Source organism: Actinomyces oris, from assembly GCF_001553935.1.
In the GTDB taxonomy this organism is placed as follows: domain Bacteria; phylum Actinomycetota; class Actinomycetes; order Actinomycetales; family Actinomycetaceae; genus Actinomyces; species Actinomyces oris_A.
In genome coordinates, this window is the sequence record NZ_CP014232.1 from 2,964,177 (window position 1) to 2,983,949 (window position 19,773).

Sequence of the window (19,773 nt, forward strand, 5' to 3'; positions counted from 1 at the left end):
CTCGGTTCGGCTAGGTGTCGTCGCCTTGGCGCAGACCGCCCTACAGGAGGCCCTCGGCCAGGTCCAGCGGGGTGCCGAAGCGGTGGTTGGTGATGGCCACCGCCTGCTCGCGCAGGAAGGGCAGCAGCTCGGAGTGCGGGCAGGCCGTCACCGACCCCGTGTACAGGGCGATGTCGGGGCTTCCGCCAGTCACCCGACTGGCGTGGCTCCAGCGTGCGGCGGAAGTCTCCTCACGCGGGCCGAGGATGCGCACGCGCGTTCCCAGCCCGCCGGAGGCGGAGAGCTCAGCCAGACGGGCGTCCCAGGCTCCCTGGTCCTCGACCGCCACCTGGACGCCGGCGGCCTGCAGCGCGTTCTGCAACGGCTGGGGCAGACGGTCGGCCACGGACAGGCTGACGAACCCACCGGCCCGCACACCGGCCGCCATGACGCGCACGACGTCGGCCAGCTCGGTTCCCACCCCGGCGCGCACGAGCACGTCAGTGGGCCGGTAGCGCAGGACGTTGCGCTCGCAGGCCAGTGCCGTGACGTCACGGTTGACGCCGTAGGCGCTCCTCCAGGCGGAGGCGTCGGCCACCAGGGCGCGACGCAGCCCGGCCAGGTCGGCCTCGCCCAGCTGGCCGCTGACGGCGTCGCACAGGCTCGCCACGCGCGGGTCGAGCGCCGCAGTGCCCTGGCCCTCCAGTTCCTTCACGTCCTGGCCGTCTGCGGGCTCGATGTCCCCCAGTCCCAGCAGGTAGGAGGGGCCGCCGGCCTTCGTCGTCGAGCCGATGGCCGAGCGCTTCCAGCCGCCGAAGGGCTGGCGGCGCACGATGGCCCCGGTGATACCGCGGTTGACGTAGATGTTGCCGGCCTGGATGGAGTCGAGCCAGACGGCCAGCTCGGCCGCGTCGAGGGTCTGGAGCCCGGAGGTGAGCCCGTAGTCGACGGCGTTGACCGCCTCGATGGCCTCCTCGAGCGTGTCGACCCGCATGACGCCGATGACCGGCGCGAAGTACTCGGTGAGGTGGAACTCGCTACCGGGCACGACCCCGGCGCGAATACCCGGGGTCCACAGACCGTCGCCGAGGTAGCGGGGCTTGAGGACCCAGTGCTCACCAACCCCCAGGGTGGTCAGGCCGCGCACGGCCTTCTCGTCGTCGGGCACGACGACGGGCCCCATCTGGGAGTCCAGCGACAGCGGCAGGCGCACCCGCAGGGAGGCGGTGGCGTCCACGAGCTGGCGGGCGATGCGCTCGGACTTGCCGGCCGAGGAGACCAGGACCAGCAGGGAGGAGGCCGAGCACTTCTGGCCGGCGTGGGCGAAGGCCGAGTAGACCGCGTCGCGCACGGCGATGTCGGGGTCGGCCGAGGGGGTGACGATGATGGCGTTCTTGCCGCTGGTCTCCCCCAGCAGGTGCATGTCCGGCTTCCAGGAGCGGAAGAGGCGGGCCGTGTCGTAGGAGCCGGTGAGGACCACGCGGTCGACGTCCTTGTGGGTCACCAGGTGGCGTGAGACCTCTCCGTCCTCCAGCGGGGCGAGCGCCACGAGGTCCTCGGGGATCCCGGCGTCGTGGAAGGCGCGCACGAGCTCGGCCGCGCAGCGTCGGGCCGGCGGGGCGGGCTTGAGGATGACGGCGCTGCCGGCCGCCAGGGCCGCGGCCACTCCCCCGGTGGGGATGGCCACCGGGAAGTTCCAGGGCGAGGCGACCACGGTGACGTCCACCGGGGCGAAGCGGGCCCCGACCATGTACTCCGGGTCGTGCAGGAGCAGCGAGGACTCCGCGTAGTGGTGGCAGAAGTCGATGGCCTCACTGACCTCGGGGTCGGACTGGTCGATGGTCTTGCCGGCCTCGGAGCCGGCGACCTCGATGAGCTCGGCGCGCCGGGCGGCCAGGACATCGCCGACCCGGTGCAGGGCGGCGGCCCGCTCGGCTGGGTCCAGGGACTGCCAGACGCCGGCCGCCTCGGCCGTGGAGGCCACCAGGGAGTCGACGTCGGCGTTCGTGGCCAGGCGGGCGGCGCCGGCCTCCACCTCGGCCACGCCCCGCGTGGATCCCGGGATGGCGGCAGCGATGTCCCGAGCCCACTGGCGGTTGGCGGCCAGGGCCGGGTCGGAGTCGGCCTCGGAGACGAAGGACCTCCTGGCGCGCTCGGCGACCGTGCCGGTCTCCTCAGGGATGCCCGCCTCCCGCTCGGCGAGCCGGTTCTGGGTGCGGTTGGGCACCGGCACCGGGGCGTCCGGGTCGAGGTCGGACAGGGCCGCCAGGAAGCGGTCGCGCTCGCGGGCGAAGATCTGCTCGTTGCTGGCCAGGTCGAAGACGCCGGACATGAAGTTCTCCGGCGCCGCGTTCTCCTCCAGACGGCGCACCAGGTAGGAGATGGCGACGTCGAACTCGTGGGGGTCGACGACGGGCACGTACAGCAGGAGGTGTCCGGTGTCGCGGCGCACGACCTCCTGGATGCCGGTGGCCATGCCGGAGAGCATCTCGAACTCGACGCTGTCCTCGACACCGCGTGCGGCGCGCAGCTCGAAGGCGAAGGCGATGTCGAAGAGGTTCTGGCCGGCCACGCCCAGGCGGATGTTGCGGGTGCGCTCGGGCGTCATCGCCCAGGAGAGCATGCGCTTGTAGTTGGTGTCGGTGGCCTGCTTGGAGGGCCAGGTGGTCAGCTCCCAGCCGTGGATCTCGGCGTCGACCTTCTCCATGGACAGGTTGGCGCCCTTGACGATGCGGACCTTGACGCGTGATCCACCGGAGGCGACACGCTTGGCGGCCCACTCCTGGAGGCGCTGCATGGCGCCCAGGGAGTCGGGCAGGTAGGCCTGCAGGACGATGCCGGCCTCGTAGCCGCGCATGTCCTCCTGGTCGAGGATCGCGGTGAAGACCGCGATGGTCAGGTCCAGGTCCTTGTAGTCCTCCATGTCCAGGTTGAGGAAGGTGCCGTGGTCGCGGGCCAGGCGGTAGAGGGGCAGGAGGGCCTGGACGCCGTGGGTGACGACCTCCTCGAAACCCCAGGGGTTGTGGGGACCGGTGACGGCGGAGACCTTGACCGAGACGTAGTCGACGTCCTCGCGGGTGACCAGGCGGGAGACCTCAGCCAGGCGGCGGGAGGCCTCCTTCTCCCCCAGGACGGCCTCGCCCAGGAGGTTGACGTTGAGGCGGTTGCCGCCCTTGCGCAGGCGGGCGAGGGCGGGCCCGAGTCCCTTGTCGGTGGCGTCGACGACGAGGTCCCCGACGATCTCGCGGAAGACTCGCCGGGCGACCGCGGTGACGGTGCGCGGGGCGAGGCGGGAGGCGGCCGAGCCCAGCCCCATGGCCCCGGCCAGGGCGGGCGGCAGGAAGTCTGTGCGCCCTGCCGACAGGCGCTTGAGGGCGGTGCTGGCGACGTCGAGGTCGGTGGGACGCACGACGTCGTCGACGAAGCGGGTGGTGAAGGTCAGGCCCTCGGGGTCGGAGAGGATGCGGGAAAGGAGCTTGGCTGAGCGCGGTACCGGCTCGGATGCCGACTCGTCAGCCCACCGGCGTGCTCGGGCGACGGCTTTCTCGCCCAGCGCCCACAGGTCGTCGGGGCAGCGGCGTTCTGCGTTACCTGAGTCGGTGCGGGGCTGACTGGGAACGGCGGTGTTCGTCATGCGTGTGGCCTCCAGGTCGATATGACATAGGACCCTCCAAGTGTGCGCTAAGACACCCCTTGTGCGCGACCGATTCGGGCACCAAGTCACGGCGTGTCGCAAGTTCCCTTAGTCCTAGATGCCGCCCGCGCCGCTGCACTGACTGCGTGGGGCGGCTCAGAAGCCGAGGCGGGCCAGGGCCTTGGGGTCGGACTGCCAGTCCTTGGCGGTGCGCACGTGCAGGTCGAGGTAGACCTTGCGCCCCAGCAGCTTCTCGATGCCCTTGCGGGCGGTGACGCCCACTTCCTTGAGGCGCCGTCCGCCCTTGCCGATGATGATGGCCTTCTGGGAGTCGCGTTCGACGACGAGGCTCACGCGCACCTGGAGGCGGCCCCCGGCGCCCTTGATGTGTCCGACCTCGCGCTCGTCGTCGGGGTCGGCGATCTCGTCGACGACGACGGCCAGGGAGTGGGGCAGCTCGTCGCGCACGCCCTCCAGGGCGGCCTCGCGCACGAGCTCGGCGATCATGACCTGCTGGGGCTCGTCGGTGATCTCGCCGGTGGGGTACAGCGGCGGGGACAGGGGCATGTACTTGAGAAGGACCTCCTCCAGGACGTCGATCTGCTCGTTGCGCTGGGCTGAGACCGGGACGATGTCGGCCCACTCCCCCAGCTCGCTGACGGCCAGGAGCTGGGCGGCCAGGGCCTCTCGGGTGACGGTGTCGGCCTTCGTGACTACGGCGACCACGGGGGTGCGCAGTTCGGCGAGGTCGCGGGTGATGAAGCGGTCGCCGGGGCCGATCTTCTCGTTGGCGGGGATGCAGAAGACGACGACGTCGACGTCGACGAGGGTCTCGCGCACCAGGTCGTTGAGGCGCTTGCCCAGCAGGGTGCGGGGGCGGTGGAGACCGGGGGTGTCGACCAGGACGATCTGCGCGTTGTCCTTGTGGATGACGCCGCGCACGTTGTGGCGGGTGGTCTGGGGGCGCCCGGAGGTGATGGCGATCTTGGCGCCGACCATGGCGTTGGTGAGGGTGGACTTGCCGGCGTTGGGGCGGCCCACGATGCAGGCGAAGCCGGCGCGGAAGTCCTCGGGGAAGTCGGGGACGACGATCTCGACGCGGGCCGAATCCGTGATATCGGCGCTCTCTTCCGTGTCGTCGTCCTCGTCCAGGATCGGGAAGCCGTCCGCGTCCAGCCGGATGGCGGCATCGGAGTCGTCGTCCTCGCCGTCAGAGTCATCGCCGGGCTCGTCCTCGCCGTCTTCCTCGTCGTCGGGGTCGGTGAGCGGGTTGGGGCCGTCCATGAGCTCGGCGTCGGTGGGGAAGCGGAAGCCGGCCGGGGCGGGGCCGGGCGCGGGCATCTCGAGGGGCTCGGCCAGCAGTTCCTCGGGAGTCTCCCCGGGGGCCTGGGGCTGGTCGTCGCGGGCTTCGGGGGCGGTCTGGTCGGCGGTGTCAGTCATCGGTGTCCTCTTCGGGGGCGGGGGTGCGCGAGGCGAGAATAGTGGAGACCTGGCGGCGGCGGCCGGTGGCCTCCTCGGCCTGGAGGTGGACGCCCTGGGTGTCTCCGGCGGCGCCGGGCAGGGGGACGCGGCCGATGGCCTTGGTGAGCAGGCCGCCGACGGTGTCGACGTCGTCGTCGTCGATCTCGAGGTCGAAGAGCTCGCCGAGCTCGTCCAGGGCGAGTCGGGCGGGGACGCGGTAGGTGCCGGGGGCGACTTCGACGACCTCGGGCAGCTCGGGGTCGTGCTCGTCGGTGAGCTCGCCGACGACCTCCTCCAGGAGGTCCTCCATGGTGACCAGGCCGGCGGTGCCACCGTACTCGTCGACGGCCAGGGCCATGTGGAAGCGGCCGGTCTGCATCTCGCGCAGGAGGTCGTCGGCGGGTTTCATCTCGGGGACGTACTCGGCGTCCCGGGCGAATCCGGCCACGGCGAGGGACTCGTGCTCGGGGTGGGCGGCCAGGCGTCGCAGGACGTCCTTGAGGTAGAGGATGCCGCGCACGTCGTCGGCGTCCTCCCCGATGACGGGGACGCGCGAGTAGCCGGAGCGGATGAACAGGCGCATGGCGGCGGAGGCGGGCTTGTGGGCGTCGATGGTGACCATGTCGGTGCGTGGGACCATGACCTCGCGCACGAGGGTCTGGCCGAGCTCGACGACCGAGCGCATCATCTCGCGGTCCTCGTCCTCGATGGTGTCGGTCTCGCCGATCTCGTCGATCATCTCGCGCAGGTCCTCGTTGACGGCCTCACGGGTCTCGGCGTCGGTGGGGGCGGACTCGGGGCGGCGGGTGCGGGAGACGAGGCGGCGCTGGGGGGCTGCCAGGACGTCGACCCAGGTGAGCAGGCCGCCCAGGGCGAGCAGGGTGGCGGCGGGGTTGCGCCGGCCGTAGGTGCGTGGGGAGAAGCCGACGACGACGCCCAGCAGGATGATGTTGGCCAGCAGGGCCAGGGCGAGGACCTGCCACCAGGCGCGCACGAGCCCGGAGGCGGCCAGGGTGATGAGGACGGCGGCGAGCATGTCGACGGCGACGCGGGCGACGCTGAGGGCACCCAGGACCCGGGTACGGTGCTCGGCCAGGCGGCGGACCCGGGCGGCTCCGCGGCGCCCCTCCTCGATGAGGTCGTCGGCGGCGGCCCGGGTGAAGCGCAGTAGGGCGGACTCGCCGGCTGACAGGAGGGCACCCAGGGCCAGGACGATCACCGCGCAGGCGATGAGCGCAGCGGTGGGGATGCCGGTCACGCGGGGCTCACTTGCCGCGCTCGGCCAGGAAGGTCAGCAGGAGGCGGCGCTGGAGGTCGAACATCTCCTTCTTCTCCTCGGGCTCGGCGTGGTCGTAGCCCAGGAGGTGGAGGATGCCGTGAACGGTGAGCAGGAGCATCTCCTCGACGGCGGAGTGTCCGGCGGCCAGGGCCTGCTTGGCGGCGACCTGCGGGCACAGGACGATGTCGCCCAGGGTCCCGGCGGGGGTGGGTGAGTCGGCTGAGCCGGGGCGCAGCTCGTCCATGGGGAAGCTCATGACGTCGGTGGGGCCGGGCAGGTCAAGCCAGCGCACGTGGAGCTCTTCCATGGGCTCGGGGTCGATGAACATGATGTTGAGCTCGGCGGCGGGGCTGACGTGCATGGCGGTCAGAACGTGGTCGGCGAGGGCCGCGAACTCGGCGGCGTCGATGACGGTGGTGGTCTCGTTGATGACCTCAGTGGTCATGCGGGTTCCTCTCCGAGTAAGGCCGGGCGGGGCGGTTGCTGCTCCCCCGACGGTACTGGCTGTTGCGGCCGCTGCGGCCAGGCGGTCCGGCGGGTCGGGCGGCGGCGTCCTGGGCGGCGACCTCGGCGTCGTGGCGGGCGTAGGCCTCGATGATGCGGCCCACGAGGCGGTGGCGCACGACGTCGGCCGACCCGAGCTCGCAGAAGCTGATGCCCTCGACGCCGGCGAGGATTTTGCGCACGACGATGAGGCCGGACTCGCGTCCGCCGGGCAGGTCGACCTGGGAGATGTCTCCGGTGACGACCATGCGTGAGCCGAAGCCGAGGCGGGTGAGGAACATCTTCATCTGCTCGGGGCTGGTGTTCTGGGCCTCGTCGAGGATGACGAAGGCGTCGTTGAGGGTGCGTCCGCGCATGTAGGCCAGGGGCGCGACCTCGATGGTGCCGGCGGCCATGAGGCGGGGCAGGGCCTCGGGCTCGAGCATGTCGTGGAGGGCGTCGTAGAGGGGGCGCAGGTAGGGGTCGATCTTGTCGGTGAGGCTGCCGGGCAGGAAGCCGAGGTTCTCGCCGGCCTCGACGGCGGGGCGGGTGAGGATGATGCGCGAGACGCGCTTGCGGGCCAGGGCGTCGACGGCCTTGGCCATGGCCAGGTAGGTCTTGCCGGTGCCGGCGGGGCCGATGCCGAAGGTGATGGTGGATTCCTCGATGGCGTCGGTGTAGGCCTTCTGGCCGAGGGACTTGGGGCGGATGGTGCGGCCGTGGGAGGTGAGGATGTCGTCGGTGAGGACCTCGGTGGGGCGGGTGGAGGTCTCCAGCAGGCCGACGGCGCGCTCGACGGCGTCCGCGGTCAGGGGCGTGCCGGTGCGGGCAACGTCGATGAGCTCGGAGAGCAGGACGACGACGGTGTCGACGCGGGCGGCGGGGCCGGAAACGGTGACGGCGGTGCCGCGCACGTGGATGTCGACGTCGGTGAAGCCCTTCTCAATGGCGCGCAAGACCTCGTCCCGGGCGCCCAGGAGTGTCACCGGGGCGACGTCCTCAGGCAGGGTGAGGGTGCGCGTGACGTCCTTCGGTTCGGCGGATGTGGTCTGGGCGGGGGCACCGAGCGACCGGAGGGTCGGCGGCGTGGAGGGTGCCAAGGACGCGCCGGAGACGGCAGGGTCCTGGCCGGTAGCCGGCTCGGCGGGCGTGGTGGAAGCGTCTGTCATCGTGCCCCGATCGTACTGCTTCATCTCCCTGTAAGCGGCACAGACATTCACCACTACGAAGATGAACATGAAGAAAGATGATACTTTGGGCACATCCCGAGCACATCTCCCTATGGCGACAAATAGTCGTGACCACATAGTTGACAAGAAGGCAGTATTAATTTATGGCAAAAAATACCCTCCCCTTCAAAAATAGAGTGAAGCAACTAGAGTATACATTCAAGTTAATGCTGGCTCAAAAAATTGAAGCAACTCACAACAGATTTACGTCATGGCGCCACGAGAACGACCTATTCTTCTCGATCATCAAATGGATTCTTATGGCAACAGCAGCATACACCCTACTGAACTGGATCTGGGGAGATCGAGGGATCTTCTCAGGATGGTCATTAGAGGAAAATACATCCACTCCACTAGAGAGAATCAAAGTTTCACTAACCATTCTTGGCGGGACTGGAGGTATCGGATACCTTGTCATCAAATTCCGGGAACGCTCAGCGCTCGAACGCGAAGAGGCGAACGAAAAACTTGTACGCGCAGTCCAACAACTAGGCGACGCCTCACCACAGGTTCGCATCGCAGGCGTTTATTCTTTGGCCGACGTCGCCGACACCTACGAAGGCCTATACCATCAGCGTGTTGTTGACATCCTCTGCGGCTACCTGCGTACCGACCGACTCCTCAAAGATGCGAACGGTGAAACACGTTACGCCACCCACGAAGATGGAACACCCAACCACGACCAACCACTTAGCACTGACGGGGCTGTCGAATCGACCATACTTTCCATCCTAGCAAGCCACCTCAAAGCACATTCTCGAACGAACAATGGAAAACAGTTCAGTCTCGGATCATGGAGCTCATGCAACCTCGACTTACACGGGGCCTACATTACAGAACAGGTTGATTTTACTGACACGCAGATAAGCGAAATCAACGCACAAGACACCAAGTTCTCACGCGACGTTTGTTTTTCAAGATCAACATTCACAAGAAAGGTTAACTTTCTGAATGCAAAATTTTCACAACATGCGACATTCACAGGATCGCAAATTGTATGTCTCGCGAACTTCGGAGGGGTTACATTTACTCAACTCGCCAATTTCAACAGGGCTGCATTTGTTAGCGATGCCCAGTTTACAGGCACCACCTTTGGTGGTGGCGTCCTATTTATTGAAACTCTCTTTCAGGAGTGGGCCGATTTTCAAAGCACAAAATTCATTAAGGGATGCGCATTCTTCGATACAAAGCACATTCAGGAACCCATCTTTCATGAGTCTCTATTTAACATAAAACTAAAGAATACAAAATGGTTTGCATTCTCCGAATCTATCGAACTCAACGAAGAGGGACTACCCAAAGGCGCTAAGTGGAGCGAGTTTGATGACCATGGACGCCCCATAACACCAGAGAACCGGAACAGAACGAACTTCACCGATTCCAAAGATCAGGCAGAGAAGACATCACCTACAAACAGCCCCTTGCATGGCGGGGACGAAGACAGCGGTGAGGTCACTAGCGAGATGTCCTGACATTTTAGCGGTCGATCCATGAAGCATATATCTCAGACCCAGTAGAGAGGGCGAAGCCGAGCTCAACACGCGGCACAGCACGAACCTCCCGGAGCCTCCCGGTGACGGCAACCATCAGCCAGGCCATCATCAGAACCACCCCGGTGCGAATCGCGGTACCGAGGTTAGACTCCACTCCCGTAATGCCGGCCTTACCGAGGATCGTGGTGAGCACAGCGAAGACGAGTGAACCGAGTACGCAGAGCAGCCAGTCCCCACGTCGTCTCACAACTGAGGCCAGACACCGCGCCAGCCATGCCTCGGTGTTCTCATCGACCGTACGAGGAGGCGCTCAGGCATTTGGTTGCCCAGTTCACTGACTACGTCGGTTCACTAAGTCAACGCTCACATCACTAAGTCGGGTCACTGAGTCACCAAGTCGAGTCACTAAGTCGGCTTGTCAAGGCACCGAGCGAGGCACTAGGACGCCGAGCCGGAGCACTAAGTCACTAAGTCAGGACACCAAGACAAAGCACTAAGAAACCAAGTGGAGACGCCAAGCACGAATGTCCTCTCCAGCGTTCCAACTACGTCGGACACCATGCCGTCTGGTGAGCAGCGCTCAGGAGACCAGCATGGCCAGCGTCCCACCAACGAACAGCGCCAGCCCAGCGAGGTACCGCCTACCGACGGCCTCGCGCAGGACGAGGGCGGAGAAGAGGACGGTGACCAGGACGCTCAGCTTGTCGATGGGGACCACCACGCTAGCCGGGCCGTCCTGAAGTGCCCGGTAGTAACAGAGCCAGGAGGCACAGGTGGCTGCCCCGGAGGCCAGAACGAAGCCGAGCTCACCACGCGGAACACTACGGACCTCTCGGAGCCTGCCGGTGACGGCCACCATCACCCAGGCCATCACCAGGACCACCCCGGTGCGGATCGCGGTACCGAGGTTGGACTCCACCCCAGTGATGCCGGCCTTACCGAGAATCGCTGTGAGCGCGGCGAAGAAGGCTGAGCCGAGCGCATAGAGCAGCCAGCCCCCGCCGTCGCGCACAGCCCGAGGCAGGCCGCGCAGGTCGTCGGCGTCGAGCATCAACAACGTTCCGACAGCGATCAGAGCCACTCCGAGCGCACCGATGAGGCTCACCCTCTCCCCCAGGAACATGAGGGCCAGCAGCACCGTCAGCACTGTGCTCAGCTTGTCGATCGGCACGACCTTGCTGACGCTGCCGAGCTGGAGCGCCTTGAAGTAGCACAACCACGAGACTCCGGTAGCCAGCCCCGAGAACACCAGCAGCCCAGTGCTGCGGGTATCGAGGTGAGTCAGCTCGGCCTGTGAGCCGACGATGAACACCATGCCCCAGGCGCCCGCCAGCACCACGATAGTGCGCAGCGCCGTCGCCACGGTCGAGTCCGTGGTACGGATCCCCTCCTTAGCCAGGACAGCGGTGATGCCTGCAAAAAGCGCTGAGCCGCAAGCGAATACGATCCACATAAGGCAACCCTAACCCTGTCCGGCGCATGCGACGTGCTGGAGAGCTTTGGTTGGTCGGAGGGAACGAGTCCATCCTCCCTAGAACTGGCAACTTGGAGACCATGTCAACTGCAGAGTAATCCACGAGTTCAAGGCGCAGTTCTTGAGCAAAGTTGTCGAAAGGTAACTCTCTATAGCATCAGCGCCCACATCATGCAAACATTTAGTATATTCCGCAGGAGTCTGAACAACGAAGCGCAAATTGAACACCCTGCCAAGCCGTCGTAAAGCAAGTCCCACCCGAAGGGCATGCAGCAATCTATGACTACCCCACATCAGCAAAGCCACTCAATACAACACCCAGAATAGAATCTTCAGTACATGACGCAGTGAGCTAACAGCCTCTCGTTCAGAAAATTACCACGTAAATCATGCCGGCTTTGATGTATGTCCACCTTTGCAGCCCCCTTTGTGAAATGTTAACTAAGCGAAGTGCATCACAAGTAATAGAACCCAACTAAAGCAGTGTTAAACGCGAAACAAGCACCGATCGAAACACTCGAGCATGCCAATCGGAAACAATAGAATACTGCTCACAACTAAGAGCACACCAAGACGACCGCCCAGCAACAATCACAGCATCTTCGGAATCACATTCATCCGCCCTCAAGAAAATAGATCTCATCACGTTAATGAAACACAACACAATAACCGAACGGTATCGTTAACTACATTTCACTCTGAAGAATGAATTTATTTGGACTTACCACGTCCACCTAGTCCTAAATCGCTAAAATTCATCCACCTTGCCCCTTTGGGAATGCCGCGACTAGTTACCTGAATTCCTAATCCAAAAACAAAAGGATTGTCCCCATCATATTGAGCGTTGAAGATGGCGCCTCGAAATAGGGCCGCTTCACCGAAAGTGCCGCCGGAGAAGTCTGCTTCGATTTCGAACTTCGCATAACTAAAGTCGGCAACTCCAGCGCACTCCGTTCCACTGAAGAATGTAATATCACCTAGTCTAGCCCCTTTCATGAACAATCTTGAAAATGAAGTATTTCGTAGGATCGACCTATAGAAGGAAGCTCTCTCAATACTGCAGTTATTGAAGTTAACAACAGAAAATTCCACCCCCATAAAATGGGCGTCCCTCATCGTCGCATACCGGAAACTCGACTCACTTCTGAAGGACGTATCAACGAAGCGCACTTCCGAGAATATGGTTCTATCAACATTCAAGTAGGAGGAAAAATCGGCGTCTTTCTCAAATTCTACCTCACAGAATTCCGTATCCCCGCGAAACTGAACTCCGTTGAAATACGCCAGACCCTTAAAGTCAATCTCTCGAAAAAGAGTTCGTTCTTTGAATATGGTAACCTGAGATTCACTATTCTTTTGCTGTCTACTCAATTTTATTACTGCACTAGATTGAATTCGATTACAACCGAAGTTAACTGCATCTTTAAATATCCCCTTCTTAAACTCTACCTCGCCTTCGAAGTATACTCCACTAAATGTCGCATCTCTATCGAATGTTACGTCGTGAAACTTAGATGCATTGAACTTTGTTGTTTTATCTTGATAGGACCCGACATATAAGGAGCCTTTAAAATGAACTGAAGAAAATTCAGTCACGTCCTGAAATTCTGCGTTCCTGAAGGTAGTTACACCGTTAAAAACGGTCTCTTTGAAAATAGCAGGCTTATTAAAGGCTACATTCTGAAGTTCAATGCGATGAAAGCTAGAGTTTTCTCCGAACTTGACGGAATTGAACTCCACTGAACCAGCGAACAAGGTGTTTTTAAATGTAGTGAACGATTTGAACGCAACATCTCGGAAGGTAACATCCATAAAGGCGACTGGAGAACAAGTTTCATCAACATCGAAACTAGTTGGCCCTTCAAAACATGTTCGGTTGAATTCAGTCTCTCCAGAAAATTTCACGCTAATGAATGCTGTTACCGATTTCAAAGTAGCACATCTGAACGTCACATGTGAGAAGGTAGTTGGGACACCTCTGCCGTTAGATTTAAATCTAGTCGCTTTATCGAAGACTACATCCTTGAAAATTGTTCGTCCTTTAAAATTCACACCTTCAAAATCAACAAAGGCAAAAACTGTTCGGGTTCCTGCCTGAATCGCCTCAAAAGTAACATCCTTCTCAAATATGCTGTCCTGAAACTTAGTCTCGCCGCAGAAATTGACGCCTCGAAATACAACTAGATCGCGAAACTGAACGGAATCGAAATCAACACCCTCAGAAAATACTACATCATGCAATTCAACATGGTCAACGAATTTCGAATGCTGCACCTTAAGGTCTGAGATGATCGCATTACGGAGCCTGAAGGGCTCACGAAACTTCGAGCCACGCAAGTCAATAGAGTACTCACTCCAAGGGCCTGGAGACATATTTGTTGAGCCATCGTAAGCAATGTTTTGTTCCGATAGATGGTCGTTGAGCACGGAGACCACCGCTGACTCCACAGGACCGTCATCTTTTGGCCGTTTGGTACGAAGGTATCCGCATAATATATCAACAACTCTTTTGTTGTAGTCAGTCACATATTCTTCACTACCATAAACATCTGCGATTTCGGAAAGTGCATAAACTCCAGCAAGTCTCGCTTGGGCTGAATGCGAACTTAATTGCTGAACTGCTTGCATGAGTTTGTCATCGGCTTCCCTCACAATTAAGCGACTTAACTCGCGTTCGGAGCCCGCCTGTTGGCGATACTTTATGACGAGATACCCAACTGCGCCTATTCCGCCGATTGCAGTAAATACGCTGGATAGCCGGTCTCTAGAGTTCGAGAACTCGACGTCCTCCCATCCCGCCCTGAAATTTCCTCCCCAGACTGCGCTGAGTAGCGTGTATGCGATGAGTGCGATAACTACCCAGATCACGATTGCGCGAAATAGCGCATAATTCCTTTTCAAACGGCTACTCATCAAAGGAATCAGGATCATACCCGCAAATGCGGCAACTATCGCAGCATTTTTGAACTTCCACCATTCAGCTGGGTTTGCCCACCATAGGTGCTTCGCCCAACATATTATTACAACTGACGGCGTTATCGACAGTATGGTTGAAGAAGTAGGGTAACTATCGTTCCAGCTGAATATCTTTCCACTCTCGAAATTATTCACCACATCTCCAGCGTGTCTGTTTTGATCAAACGGGTTAGACAAACGTCTGCTCTCTCGTGAGACTCGACTTGCTTGCAGGGAATCAACGCGATCGTCCCACTGACCATAAAGCAAGCTAATCGTTCTCGTCAACATTGATCTGCTTCAGCGTTATCCTCGATCGTTCGTTGGCAGACCTGCTAACATTATTGTAGATTCTTTGTGTTAGATTGTGCATGTCAGGTGTGTCGATGTGCGCACGTCAAGTTGCGGGGGTCGGGACTGTTCAGGAGCCTGAGATGTGTTCTTCAGGGTCACGAGGCGGGCAGCACATCTATGGCATGCGTAGGACCCGGACACGCCCAGACCCGACTGTATGGCCGCCAAGTAGTTGATGCTGTAGCTCAAGAGGACAGGGTCGGGATGGCAAGCGATGGAGGTTGGGGTCTCATTGGCCGCAGCCAGCTTGTTCACACTCACCTCTACGGGACGGAATATTGGGCATCAGGGTGCCTGACCGGGAGAAGGCCACAGCTATTGATCAGGACGAACCACAGTAGACCCCTTCCATGGGGAGTAGTCGAGCTCAAGAGGGGATGGGGGCGTCTTCCACTTGAGTGCGAAGGTTGAAGGGGCGCTCTGGGCATCGGGCACGCAGGCGATGATAATCCACATAAGGCAACCCTAACCCCACCAGGCTCCACCGCACGGCGGGCGCGACAGTCCTCACTCTCGCGCCCGCCGTTGCTGGCCCCTTCCGGTTCAGCGGGTCTTGCGCGGCACGGTGGAGGCCGCCACCCCCAGGACCACCAGGCCGAAGCAGACCAGGTAGGCAAGGTATCGGAAGAAATCGTCGGAGGGCTCGCTGGCCGTCGTGAGCTCGGTGACGGCGTCGACCGCCCAGCTCATGGGCAGGGCGTCAGCGACCACCTCCAAGGCGCGCGGCAGCTGGTCGCGACTGACCAGGAGCCCGCACAGGAACAGCTGGGGTGCGATGACCACCGGCATGAACTGCACGGCCTGGAACTCAGTGCGGGCAAAGGCCGAGACCAACAGCCCCAGGGACACCCCGACGAAGGCGTCCACCAGGGCGGTGAGCACCACCCACCCCCAGGAGGCGGAGATGTCCACGTCCAGCCCCCAGGCGGCCACGGCGCACAGGATGAGGGACTGGATGACGGCGGTCAGTGCGAAGGCGGTGGCATAGCCGAACAGGAGGTCGGCCCGGTGGATCGGTGTGGTCCACAACCGCTCCAGGGTGCCGCTCACGCGTTCGCGCAGCATGGCGACGCTGGTGACCAGGAACATGACCGTAGTCGGCAGGATCGCCATCATGGAGACGGCGATGTGATTGAACAGCAGGTCCGCGCCGGGATAGTCGCGGTAGACCAAGTACAGCAGGGTCAGCAGCGCGGCGGGCACGATCGCGATGAGGCCGACCGTGCGCCGGTCGGCACGTAGTTGGGTGAGGATGCGGCGGGTGGTGGCCAGGTAGGTGCGCAGGCGCATCAGCGCTGCCCTCCTTTCTGCTCGGGTCGGCTCTCAGAGTCGGCGATGACGGCTAGAAAGGCGGCGTCCACGGTGTCCGCCCCGGTGCTGGCCAGGAGGTCCGTGGCCGTGGTGGTGGCCAAGATGCGGCCCTGGCGCATGAGCAGGACCTGGTCGCAGCGGAAGGCCTCGTCCATGACGTGACTGGAGACCAGGAGGGTGGCGCCGCGCTCGGCCAGGGCGTGGAAGGTGGCCCACAGCTCCTCACGGGTGACCGGGTCCAGGCCGACGGTAGGCTCGTCCATGACGAGCAGGTCGGGGTCGGCCACGAGCGCGCAGGCCAGGCTCACGCGCCCGGCCTCGCCGCCGGAGTAGGTGGACACGGGCCGGTCAGCCAGGGCAGTGAGCCCGACGACGTCGAGGACCTCGTCCAGGTCGCGGGCCCGGCTGCCGGCCAGGGAGGCGAAGTAGCGCAGGTTCTGGCGGGCAGTCAGGTCGGCGTAGACAGCCTGACCCTGGGTGACGTAGCCGACCCGACCGCGCACGGCGGCAGCACCCGGGGCGTGCCCGAGAACCTCGATCTGCCCGCGATAGCGCTGGACGCCGACGACGGTGCGCATAAGGGTGGTCTTACCGCAGCCAGAGGGACCGAGCAGGCCGGTGATGGTGCCGGGTGCCAGGTTCAGGTCCAGGCCGTGGAGGATCTCCTTGCGCCCACGGCTCACACGCAGGTCCATCGCGGTGACGGCCGGCTGCTCCGAGGCGGCGCAGGACGTGATGTCTCGACTGGAGTCGTGCGATTGGTTGCTGGCCCCCGACTCCCGGGGCGCGTCTCCTTCATCGCTTTTCATCATGTGATGAATATAGGTCGACGGTGACCCCCTGTCCAGAGCCTGGGGCTGGAAACTGTCCACATGGGACGACTTTGAATACCCCTTCAGCCAGAGCGGTCCCCATCCGTACAGGTCAGGGTGGCTTAGCTGAGCCCCAGGCCAGAATCACAGCTTCAAAGCCGTCCCAAACGGACAAAACTCGGCTCGGAGACCGAGCCGATCTCAGTGATCAGGCGGGATCAGTGACGTCGGGCAGGTCGTCGAAGGCGTAGCGCTGGATAGTGGGGCCGACAAGCGCAACCAGAGCTTCGACGTCGAGGCCGGCGATGTGGTCCATGCGGGCGACCCAGCGGGCCAGGCCGAGTCCGATGATCTGGCTGGCGATGAGCTGGGCGCGCAGCTGGGGGCGGTCGGGACAGAAGTGGGTGACGATCGGCGAGAGAACCCCGGTGGCGATGAAGTCGCGGAAGGGTTCGACGTCACCGCCCTGGCCGAGCGCGGCATGGATGACCGCCGTGAAGCGGTCCGCCCCAGCCTCGTCCCACAGGCTGATGACGGAGCGCACGATCCCCTCCCCCAGCTGTTCGGGCTCGAGCTCGGTAATACCTGCGGCCCGGTGTGTGAGGTTGGCGTCGATCCCGGCGGTCGACTCGATGACGGCTTTGGCGAAGAGCGTGGCCCGGTCCGGGAAGTAGTGGTGGACCAGGGCCGGGTCGACGCCGGCGTCGCGCGCGATGCCGCGCAGGGAGGTCTGGTAGCCGTCGCGGGCGAAGGCGGTGCGGGCCGCCGCCAGGATAGCCTCACGCGTGTCCGGGCTCCCCGCCGGCCGCCGCCCGCGCGGGCTCATCGCTCACTCGTCTCGCTCATAGTCCGAGCATGCCCGCAAGCCGGCCCATTGGGAAGCAACTCCACGACACGACATGCTAGAATTTTGTTTGACAAAATGCGTCGACAGAGGGTTGTGCGGATGTTGGACAGAATCACCGTTCATCCTCGCGTCATCCGCCGCCTCCCTGACATACAGGTCGCAGACGTTGAGTCCGCCTGGCGCAGCGCCATCGCAGTCCGCCGAAGAAACTATGACCCAACTTAGTACTACGCAGCAGCCGGAGCAGACTCTCATGGACGACTGCTCGAAATGGTTGGAGTAGAACTCGACGATGGCAGCCTACTGATTTTTCACGCCATGAGACTCACCGACAAGATGGCTCAGGAACTACAGGTCCGAAGGGAGAACACATGAGTACCTATAAGACGAAGAGTGGAGCCGCGCTCACTGACGACGAGATCGAGCGACTTGGTGAGGCAGCAGAACGAGGAGAGTATCCCGGCACTCCAGGAGAGTTCATTGTCTCTCCAGGCAGGCCTCGACTCTCAGACGAGGATCTTGTCACCATTGCTTTCAAAGTGCCACGCTCACATCGAGACGCACTGGACCGTAGGGCTGAGGCGCAGGGCGAAACTCGCAGTCAGTTCATGCGAGAAGCACTCGAAAGAGCACTAGCCTGACGCAAGCAGCGTCCACGCTGACACCACGCTCGTCAGCCAATCGACTCAGTTCATCCTCAACTTCGGCATCTACAACGATATTCACCATCGTCACGGTCTCACTCCCACAGGCCGCTGGCGTAGGCGAGGACGGCCAGGGCGACGGGGCCGGCTGAGGCGGTGCGCATGACGTGGGGGCCCAGCCGCACCGTCGTCGCCCCGGCGGCCTCCAGGGCAGCCGTCTCCTCGGGGCTGATACCGCCCTCGGGCCCCACGACGACGGCTAGCGCCAGCGGCGCCTGTTCGGGCGCGGGCAGGCGCACTGACTCCATCGCGGTGCTGATCGGGGTACTGGCCTCCTCGTGCAGGACCAGCACCACTCCCCCGCCGCGAACGGTCTGCCCTACCCAGTCGGCCAGACTGCGGGTGTCCCGCACCTCCTCGACCTCGGGGACGCGGGCCCGCCGGGCCTGCTTGGCGGCCTGGAGGGCGGTGGTCTGCCAGCGCTGGCGTCCCTTGGCCTGCTTGGCACCCTGCCACACGGACACGCAGCGCTCGGACTGCCAGGGCAGCACCAGCCCCACCCCGACCTCGGTGGCCGTCTCCACGGCCTGCTCGTCGCGCCCGCCCTTGGCCAGGGCCTGAACGAGGGTCAGCCGGAGCGGCGGCTCGGGCTCCTCAACGCGATCCAGGACCCGCACGGCCAGACGGTCCTTGGCGCCGCCGACGCCGGCCCCGGTCACCTCGCAGACCAGGCGCAGACCAGCGCCGTCAACGAGGTCCACGCGCTCCTGGGCACGCAGGCGCTTGACGGTTACGGCATGGCGGGCCTCAGGCCCGGTGAGCATGAGGACGGTTCCGGTCCCCGCCGAAGCGACGGCATCGGCAGGCTCGATGGTCTCGGGCGTGAAGAGAAAGACGGGTGCGGTCACGGCTCCAGCCTACGGGCCGTATCCAACAGGTGTCCGCCGGCGGTGCTAGCGTCAGTGACCATGACCGAGTCTTCAGCAGCCGCCCAGTCCCCTCAGTCGTCTCCGTCCCCCTCGTACACCACCGCCGTCACGGTGGAGGACTTCCGCCGCAACCTGGATGCCGTCCGCGCCCGCATCGACGCCGCCGCGAAGCGCGCCGGCCGCGACGCCGCCGAGATCCGCCTGCTGCCGGTGTCCAAGACCGTCCCCGAGGAGCGCCTGCGCACCGCCTTCGCCGCGGGCATCACCCAGATGGGTGAGAATAAGGTCCAGGAGGCCCAGCGCAAGAGCGAGAACCTGGCGGACCTGGGCATCTCCTGGTCGGTCATCGGCCACCTGCAGACGAACAAGGCCAAGAACGTGGCCGCCTTCGCCGACGAGTTCCAGGCCCTGGACTCCCTGCGCCTGGCCGGGGCCCTCGACCGGCGCCTCCAGGCAGCCGGGCGGGGTCTGGACGTCTACGTGCAGGTCAACTCCTCGGGCGAGCCCAGCAAGTTCGGGCTGGAGCCCGACGACGTCGCAGGCTTCCTCGCGGCGCTGCCGGCCTACTCCTCGCTGCGGGTGCGTGGGCTCATGACCCTGGCCGCCAACACGAGTGACGAGGCACGGGTGCGCGAGTGCTTCAGTATCATGCGCCGGCTGCGCGACGCCGCCCTCGAAGCGGGCACCGTCGGCGACGGGCTGCTGTCGATGGGGATGAGCGGGGACTTCGAGGCCGCCATCGAGGGCGGCTCCACCTGCGTGCGGGTGGGCCAGGCGATCTTCGGGGCCCGGGCCACCCCCGACTCCTACTACTGGCCCGAGTCATCTGAAGCCAACCAGTCTCAGACCGACCAGTCGCCGACCAACAGCTGAACGCCGTCACGGACCG

Annotated in this window: 14 protein-coding genes; 3 read left to right on the forward strand and 11 right to left on the reverse strand. The window is 63.3% G+C overall.

Annotated elements, in window-relative coordinates; all coding sequences use genetic code 11:
• Window positions 1–40: 40 nt before the first annotated feature.
• From AXE84_RS11995 to AXE84_RS12015, 5 genes are all read right to left on the reverse strand, one after another.
• A complete protein-coding gene (locus AXE84_RS11995) occupies window positions 41–3,613 on the reverse strand; it encodes a proline dehydrogenase family protein (RefSeq protein ID WP_060958035.1) in 3,573 nt (1,190 codons plus the stop codon).
• Window positions 3,614–3,769: 156 nt separating this feature from the next.
• Entirely contained in the window at window positions 3,770–5,053 is a 1,284-nt protein-coding gene (gene era / locus AXE84_RS12000) for a GTPase Era (protein WP_060958036.1), read from the reverse strand.
• Window positions 5,046–6,332, reverse strand: a complete 1,287-nt coding sequence (locus tag AXE84_RS12005) for a hemolysin family protein (protein ID WP_060958037.1) — start codon at window positions 6,330–6,332, stop codon at window positions 5,046–5,048. The genes era and AXE84_RS12005 overlap by 8 nt, the downstream gene beginning before the upstream one ends.
• Before the next feature lie 7 nt (window positions 6,333–6,339).
• Window positions 6,340–6,798 (reverse strand): rRNA maturation RNase YbeY, encoded by a 459-nt coding sequence (gene ybeY / locus AXE84_RS12010; protein ID WP_004565094.1) that lies wholly within the window; start codon window positions 6,796–6,798, stop codon window positions 6,340–6,342.
• A complete protein-coding gene (locus tag AXE84_RS12015; protein WP_208854563.1) occupies window positions 6,788–8,005 on the reverse strand; it encodes a PhoH family protein in 1,218 nt (405 codons plus the stop codon). Before AXE84_RS12015 ends, ybeY begins: the two co-directional genes overlap by 11 nt.
• Before the next feature lie 164 nt (window positions 8,006–8,169).
• Between AXE84_RS12015 and AXE84_RS12955 the strand changes: the two genes are divergently transcribed.
• On the forward strand, window positions 8,170–9,537 hold the full coding sequence (locus tag AXE84_RS12955; RefSeq protein WP_141675974.1) for a pentapeptide repeat-containing protein: 1,368 nt from the start codon (window positions 8,170–8,172) through the stop codon (window positions 9,535–9,537).
• Window positions 9,538–10,138: 601 nt separating this feature from the next.
• Here AXE84_RS12955 and AXE84_RS12025 read toward each other — a convergent pair.
• From AXE84_RS12025 to AXE84_RS12040, 5 genes are all read right to left on the reverse strand, one after another.
• The gene (locus AXE84_RS12025; RefSeq protein ID WP_060958038.1) at window positions 10,139–11,011 is read right to left on the reverse strand and encodes an EamA family transporter; all 873 of its coding nucleotides are present in this window, start codon (window positions 11,009–11,011) and stop codon (window positions 10,139–10,141) included.
• Between the two features lie 732 nt (window positions 11,012–11,743).
• Window positions 11,744–14,275 (reverse strand): pentapeptide repeat-containing protein, encoded by a 2,532-nt coding sequence (locus tag AXE84_RS12960; protein ID WP_167542055.1) that lies wholly within the window; start codon window positions 14,273–14,275, stop codon window positions 11,744–11,746.
• 609 nt (window positions 14,276–14,884) lie between these two features.
• Window positions 14,885–15,631, reverse strand: coding sequence for an ABC transporter permease (locus AXE84_RS12030; protein WP_060958039.1), 747 nt, complete (start codon window positions 15,629–15,631; stop codon window positions 14,885–14,887).
• Window positions 15,631–16,464 carry an ABC transporter ATP-binding protein gene (locus AXE84_RS12035; RefSeq protein ID WP_208854564.1) on the reverse strand — a complete coding sequence of 278 codons (834 nt, stop codon included), beginning with the start codon at window positions 16,462–16,464 and terminating at the stop codon, window positions 15,631–15,633. Before AXE84_RS12035 ends, AXE84_RS12030 begins: the two co-directional genes overlap by 1 nt.
• Window positions 16,465–16,672: 208 nt before the next feature.
• On the reverse strand, window positions 16,673–17,290 hold the full coding sequence (locus tag AXE84_RS12040) for a TetR/AcrR family transcriptional regulator (RefSeq protein WP_060958040.1): 618 nt from the start codon (window positions 17,288–17,290) through the stop codon (window positions 16,673–16,675).
• 392 nt (window positions 17,291–17,682) lie between these two features.
• On the opposite strand from AXE84_RS12040, the gene AXE84_RS13530 reads away from it, so the two are divergent.
• Window positions 17,683–17,952, forward strand: a complete 270-nt coding sequence (locus AXE84_RS13530; RefSeq protein ID WP_081296299.1) for a ribbon-helix-helix protein, CopG family — start codon at window positions 17,683–17,685, stop codon at window positions 17,950–17,952.
• A gap of 98 nt (window positions 17,953–18,050) precedes the next feature.
• On the opposite strand, the gene AXE84_RS12045 is transcribed toward AXE84_RS13530, so the two are convergent.
• Window positions 18,051–18,863, reverse strand: a complete 813-nt coding sequence (locus tag AXE84_RS12045) for a 16S rRNA (uracil(1498)-N(3))-methyltransferase (protein WP_060958041.1) — start codon at window positions 18,861–18,863, stop codon at window positions 18,051–18,053.
• A gap of 60 nt (window positions 18,864–18,923) precedes the next feature.
• Between AXE84_RS12045 and AXE84_RS12050 the strand changes: the two genes are divergently transcribed.
• Window positions 18,924–19,757 (forward strand): YggS family pyridoxal phosphate-dependent enzyme, encoded by an 834-nt coding sequence (locus AXE84_RS12050; protein ID WP_060958280.1) that lies wholly within the window; start codon window positions 18,924–18,926, stop codon window positions 19,755–19,757.
• Window positions 19,758–19,773 lie beyond the last annotated feature (16 nt).

Excerpts from the sequence above, each read along its gene's own strand:
- AXE84_RS11995 (WP_060958035.1), bottom strand. The coding sequence starts at position 3,613 with ATGACGAACACCGCCGTTCCCAGTCAGCCCCGCACCGACTCAGGTAAC.
- era (WP_060958036.1), bottom strand. The coding sequence starts at position 5,053 with ATGACTGACACCGCCGACCAGACCGCCCCCGAAGCCCGCGACGACCAG.
- ybeY (WP_004565094.1), bottom strand. The coding sequence starts at position 6,798 with ATGACCACTGAGGTCATCAACGAGACCACCACCGTCATCGACGCCGCC.
- AXE84_RS12015 (WP_208854563.1), bottom strand. The coding sequence starts at position 8,005 with ATGACAGACGCTTCCACCACGCCCGCCGAGCCGGCTACCGGCCAGGAC.
- AXE84_RS12955 (WP_141675974.1), top strand. The coding sequence starts at position 8,170 with ATGGCAAAAAATACCCTCCCCTTCAAAAATAGAGTGAAGCAACTAGAG.
- AXE84_RS12025 (WP_060958038.1), bottom strand. The coding sequence starts at position 11,011 with ATGTGGATCGTATTCGCTTGCGGCTCAGCGCTTTTTGCAGGCATCACC.
- AXE84_RS12030 (WP_060958039.1), bottom strand. The coding sequence starts at position 15,631 with ATGCGCCTGCGCACCTACCTGGCCACCACCCGCCGCATCCTCACCCAA.
- AXE84_RS12035 (WP_208854564.1), bottom strand. The coding sequence starts at position 16,464 with ATGATGAAAAGCGATGAAGGAGACGCGCCCCGGGAGTCGGGGGCCAGC.
- AXE84_RS12040 (WP_060958040.1), bottom strand. The coding sequence starts at position 17,290 with ATGAGCCCGCGCGGGCGGCGGCCGGCGGGGAGCCCGGACACGCGTGAG.
- AXE84_RS13530 (WP_081296299.1), top strand. The coding sequence starts at position 17,683 with ATGAGTACCTATAAGACGAAGAGTGGAGCCGCGCTCACTGACGACGAG.
- AXE84_RS12050 (WP_060958280.1), top strand. The coding sequence starts at position 18,924 with ATGACCGAGTCTTCAGCAGCCGCCCAGTCCCCTCAGTCGTCTCCGTCC.